At 56.3% G+C, this 4,836-nt stretch carries 5 protein-coding genes and 1 pseudogene; all 6 read right to left on the reverse strand.

Features of this window, described 5'->3' with window-relative positions; all coding sequences use genetic code 11:
• Positions 1-235 (reverse strand): hypothetical protein (locus CVH10_RS26565; protein WP_219924722.1); only part of this gene is annotated, 235 nt, incomplete at its 3' end.
• Positions 236-237: 2 nt separating this feature from the next.
• Complete coding sequence (locus tag CVH10_RS16720) at positions 238-1,410, reverse strand: hypothetical protein (protein ID WP_106489311.1); 1,173 nt, start codon at positions 1,408-1,410, stop codon at positions 238-240.
• A 47-nt stretch (positions 1,411-1,457) separates the two neighbouring features.
• Positions 1,458-3,296: a DUF2235 domain-containing protein gene (locus CVH10_RS16725; protein ID WP_106489312.1), complete on the reverse strand. Its 1,839-nt coding sequence runs from the start codon at positions 3,294-3,296 to the stop codon at positions 1,458-1,460.
• Positions 3,289-3,762, reverse strand: a complete 474-nt coding sequence (locus tag CVH10_RS16730) for a DUF3304 domain-containing protein (protein WP_106489313.1) — start codon at positions 3,760-3,762, stop codon at positions 3,289-3,291. The genes CVH10_RS16725 and CVH10_RS16730 overlap by 8 nt, the downstream gene beginning before the upstream one ends.
• Positions 3,763-3,764: 2 nt before the next feature.
• Positions 3,765-4,667 (reverse strand): DUF4123 domain-containing protein, encoded by a 903-nt coding sequence (locus CVH10_RS16735; RefSeq protein WP_106489314.1) that lies wholly within the window; start codon positions 4,665-4,667, stop codon positions 3,765-3,767.
• A pseudogene (locus tag CVH10_RS26570) lies at positions 4,601-4,836 on the reverse strand (type VI secretion system tip protein VgrG); the annotation flags it as partial. The gene CVH10_RS16735 and the pseudogene CVH10_RS26570, both read right to left, overlap by 67 nt.

Genomic DNA, 4,836 nt, shown 5'->3' on the forward strand with positions numbered 1-4,836 from the left:
CACCAGTCTCTGGACTATGTGGCACCCCGAGCACACCCCGCATTAGCTGCGTAGGGTGTGCAGAAACCAGGGGGTCATTACATGGCTCCAGCTTAGGGATGGCATCGACTACGTAGCCCAGATTGTAGTCGATCATACCCGAATCCTTAGCGGACTGAGCGTTTTCCCCAAGTGCAAAAACACCGTTAGAAAGAAACAACAGTAATAAAGAAAAAATTAGATGAGAAAGGCGCATCTCTAAGAACCTCTATAGTAGGCACGCGTACCTGCGGGCGGATGAACTATCTCGCATTTATGATCATGGTTATTGCCAAGACGCCTCGAAACTTCTTGATAGTAGCCTCTTGCATCACTGGCATTAGCATTTCCGGTGTCTGAGTCCATCCCCATAAACTGATCAAGCTCAAAGCGACTCTGACAGTATGCCTGCCCAAGAGACACACTCTCATCTCGCTTGCCATCTTGCGTCATCCGGGAGATAGCCTTCTCAAAAAGGGTTTGTGCGGAAGAGCGTGGATATAGGCCACTCATATAACCTTCCTCGATCCAGCCCAGGCAACGAGAAATAGCAATCTGCTGCAGGTCAATGGCCTGACCACGGTCGTAGCTCTGGTCTTCAACGTCATAACCGAAAAAGCCCGGATCGGCCCTTAACACATGCAGAAGGGGCCCCAAGGCCTCCGGCGGCAACTGCTGCACCCAAGCCTTACGCTCATTCTCTTGATTCCGCGATAAGGGACGTGTCAATGAATGAGCAATCGGGCCGGCCCGGTCCGAGCGAGTAAAGCCGGCATACAGATCGTTGACGAAGTCGATGCCTCGCAGCGCCAGCATGCCGACGTCCACCATCAGCATCGTCTGCATGAAGAACAGCTTGCTGAAACCATCGAAGGCGGCGGGGGTGATCCAGTCAACGACCTCATAGTCGTTGTCGACCAAGGCCTGGTGCAGCATGCCCATCCAGGGGTCCAGCCGGTCGGGATCGAGCTCGACGCTGAACTTGCCGCCGATGCCGCCCTTGAGCACCAGCCGAGCCTTGAGGGTGAGCACGAACTTGCCATCGATCAGGCCGATCTGGAAGTCCGCCTCGGCGCCGATACCCGCCAGAGCCTCGGCGGCGAGGGTCGCCTTGGATAGCTCGCCCCAGTCGTCGAGCGGCTCACGGAGCATGCCGAGCTCGTCCAAGGCCGCATACTTGGGCAGCCGCTCGATGATGTCGAGTGGCGGCTTCCAGCGCAGCTCACACTGGGTCTGCAACCCGAGCGTCGCGCCGGCAAAGGCCTTGAGGGTCGCGCCTTCGGCTTCCCTCTGCGCCCAATCGACGCCGGTCAACTGCAAGCCGTTCTCATTGAACGCTAAACCGGTCTCGGCGCCCAGGGCCACGCTGGCGCCGGCGAAGCCCTTGGCCACCGGCTCGAGACATCGGAGTAAACGTTACCGCATCAGTTTTAATGTTCTTATGTCCACGGCATCGAATCAACGAGTGAATCCAGACTTGATTCTTCCTCAGGCTCAGGTGCATCCAGATGACGCCAGGCGAAAAAGTGATAGCCCTCGAACGTACTTAGCAAGTTATTCATCAGTGATTCTTTGGGCCGAATATCATGCAAGCCGTAATCAAACAGCAACGACACTTGCTCAGGCAACGCCGGCGGCTCGGATTCCCGCGTCCAATTCCACCAGGCCTCCGCCATACGATACTCCCCCCTTAGCGTCACGCGTGCCTGGCGCCGCGTATTGTCATCACTGGACAGGAATAGCGTACGGATCTCTCGGGCCTCCTTGTTCACATCTTCCAGCCAACCCCACTGCTCCTCAAGCTGCACCAATCCTTGCTCGGCCTCTCCAGCCTCTATTTCGATGTTTTCCCATTCATCGGGAGAGCGCGTCAGAGAGGATGCTGGCACCCCGAGTATTCCACTCGCGGTTCGGTCGGGCAGCGCCTCCAGTTGAGATTCTAGCGCTTCACGACTCGCCTGGTACTCTCGATAGCGGTGCGCCAGCCAAACCAGATAAAACAGGGTATGTTTTTTAAAGTTATGCTCTGTGGCCTCTAGTGCCCCATCAGAAAGTCTTTCATAGTAGCGTCTCAACGCAACAAGAGATAAACCTTCCACCTCATCATTCATGAGGAAAAATGCTGCTGTATCTGGGTCTACTTGATAAAGACTCTCTAAGTCAGGAAAAGGCACTCCAGAAATTTTAGCACTACGATACATACGATGAAGCGACGTCTGCGACAACTCGGCGCTGACTTTCTGCTCATCAGATTTAAGACCACCGCCAATATTTTCGCTGATCCCAGGCTGGAGGATCTCTCGCCAGTGGCTCTGCAACGGGCCAAGTGGGCGACATCGACGATAGAAACGCCGCTCGTGCGCGGCAATCAGATGCAACGCCCGGCGGCAGCCTGGATGAAGCGGTCCGCCATCGTCAAGAACGGGCGCCAGCGGATGAAACGAATCCAGGGGACCCAGCGAGGGTAGGGTGCGGTCGACGCAATCGAAGAGCCCCGCAAAGACGATCTGTACCTCGGCCCCCTCGAACTCATAGCGGTCGCCCACTGGCTCACAGACGTCTTCCAACAGCTCCCGCACGAAGGCCTTCGCCATAGCGGCACCGAAATCAAAACCGAAGACCGAGACACGAACCTTTCCCAGAGGCATTTCGCTACTCGCGGCCGCATCGCTTACCGCGCCACGAAACTGTTCGATGGCGGCAGACTGACGTGTTGCCGCGCCACTCATGATCATATTGGCGGGGAGGGGGTTATCGCGAATCGGTTCGAAGACTTCGGCGCCTGTGCGAATGATGCCATCTTTAAGGCTCTTGACCCATTCCCATGGCTTAGTCAGCGAGCCTCTCCATGAACGACCAAGGACCTCCCACCATGCACCGCCACCAGTATTGAAAAGCGCATCCTTGGCAGCCCCAGTCACGCCACCACGGATATGTCCTTCAACGCCATCTGCTACTTCGCTGGAGCCACGCTGGAGCGTCCCCTCTAAACTTTCACTGGCTGTAGCTTGTTGCGGGGTTCCCAGACCCGAAATATATATCGCTCGAAAAGCACTACCTAACCGATCACGGCTCTTGCCAGGAAAGGCAGAAAACAATCGACCAATATTACTTACTCGATCATCAAGAAGATCCTGCTCAAGATGGCGCCCTACCCCATCAAAGAAAACGCCTATTTCCAAGTTTAATCGACAGTCGGCTCCGACAAATGAATCCTCCTGATCATCTGTGCGAGCGTTAATCGTCTGACAGCGCTCCAACGTCTGCTGGTCAATCATCCCTGGGGTACTCCCGCTCCAGAGAATCCGCCAGAGGAGAGCCGAAATCAGGCCCCCATACCAGCTTGACTCTGTTCTCCGGTAAAAAGTGAACGTGTAGATAACGATCGTCCCGAGTACGCTCCGGCATGGGTAGCGTCACGCTATGACGTTCCTGTTCATCACCTCGCTCAAATTCCTCAACTGTTCGGCCATATATCCAAACCACTTCGGCAGTATCACCAGAAAAAGACCAACAACAAGTCGTTTTTCCGCCATAAGGTCCTAAATTCCCCCCCCAATTATCGTTGACCCAATAACTATAGATAGGTCTGTCTATATAACTATGACTCTGTAGCGTTCCTCCGGTCGGCATTCGGATAAAGTTATACCAACCGACGTAAGCGAGAACTGCTAGCACGACTGCCACCTTTATCCAGGCGGGCACGTCCCGAAAAATCCGTCTAAATATCCAACGCACCAGCATGGTCAATATTCCTCTCGCGTTTGAAGGCATTCCAGCAATGCTGTATCCCCGCATGCCGCCTGTTCAAGGCACTGCCTCATCAAATCGCTTTGCATGAAAGCCTCCTCTTTTTCCAGCCAGAGATAGACATAGATCCTGCGATCCTCAGGGCGTGACAGCTTTGCTTCATCGGCAGCAAACAGCGCCTTGGCAACGCATCCCGGACGGTCACATGGGCAGATGTTCTCGAATAGCTCCGGCATCTCGCTCACGAGTTGTGCGGTCAACGCCGTGGCCTCGGTGTTCCCCTTGAGCGAATCCCACAGATGGGAGTCACAGTCGAGCCGCCAGACATCGTGCTTCGAGCCATCATCCGGCAGGCCGGCCAGGGCTTGCCACCCCTCCTCCGATGTGGGATACCACCAGCGTTCGATGCCATTGAAGAGATCCCTATACCAGGACCTTGAATTCGCCGCGTGGAGGGCTTGGATCATCGGGGGCAGATAGAAACGCATTAGCCAGGGCTTCCCCTCAGGTGACATTACGGTCATGGCCGGGGCCAGCTGGCGAGCTAAGGAATCACCGGGTTGGGGACTTTCCAGCCATGCCATCAGCCCGCATTCCATGCCGTTCAGGTCTTGCCACTCCTGCTCGCTGTCGGGCAGTGTCATCAGCCAAGGGCCTTCTCTGATCAAGTGCTCCTGCTGAGTGCCACGTATCAATGACCAATAATGTCCATCGGCGGCGTCAATCAGTGCCGTCCGCGTCGCTCGGGGCAACGCCCCCATCTCTATCAGGGCATAGCGGTGACTGTCAGGGGCTTCGACGTTCCGCCAGACATCGGGCCTCAACTCCCTCGTCATGCCCCGTCCCCCGATATAAGAGACTGCCCCTCGGCAAGCGCCTTCTTCCAGCACTCCTCGCATACGTTCGGTGGTACCAACGTGGTCGCCAGTGTGGCTTCACGCCGGCTGGCTTCGACTCGCTCATGATGTTCGGCGTTGGCTTCCTCCGGCAACAGCGGCGCCTGGGCGCCCTGCCCGGTGCCGCTGCCGGGGCTGCCGCCGGCGTTCACCTTGATGCTGGGGCCGACGA

Source organism: Halomonas sp. ND22Bw, assembly GCF_003011945.1.
Classification (GTDB): Bacteria; Pseudomonadota; Gammaproteobacteria; order Pseudomonadales; family Halomonadaceae; genus Halomonas; species Halomonas halophila.

Coding starts and splice junctions, on each gene's coding strand:
- CVH10_RS16730 (WP_106489313.1), bottom strand. CDS start 3,762: ATGCTGGTGCGTTGGATATTTAGACGGATTTTTCGGGACGTGCCCGCC.
- CVH10_RS16725 (WP_106489312.1), bottom strand. CDS start 3,296: ATGATTGACCAGCAGACGTTGGAGCGCTGTCAGACGATTAACGCTCGC.
- CVH10_RS16735 (WP_106489314.1), bottom strand. CDS start 4,667: ATGCGAGGAGTGCTGGAAGAAGGCGCTTGCCGAGGGGCAGTCTCTTAT.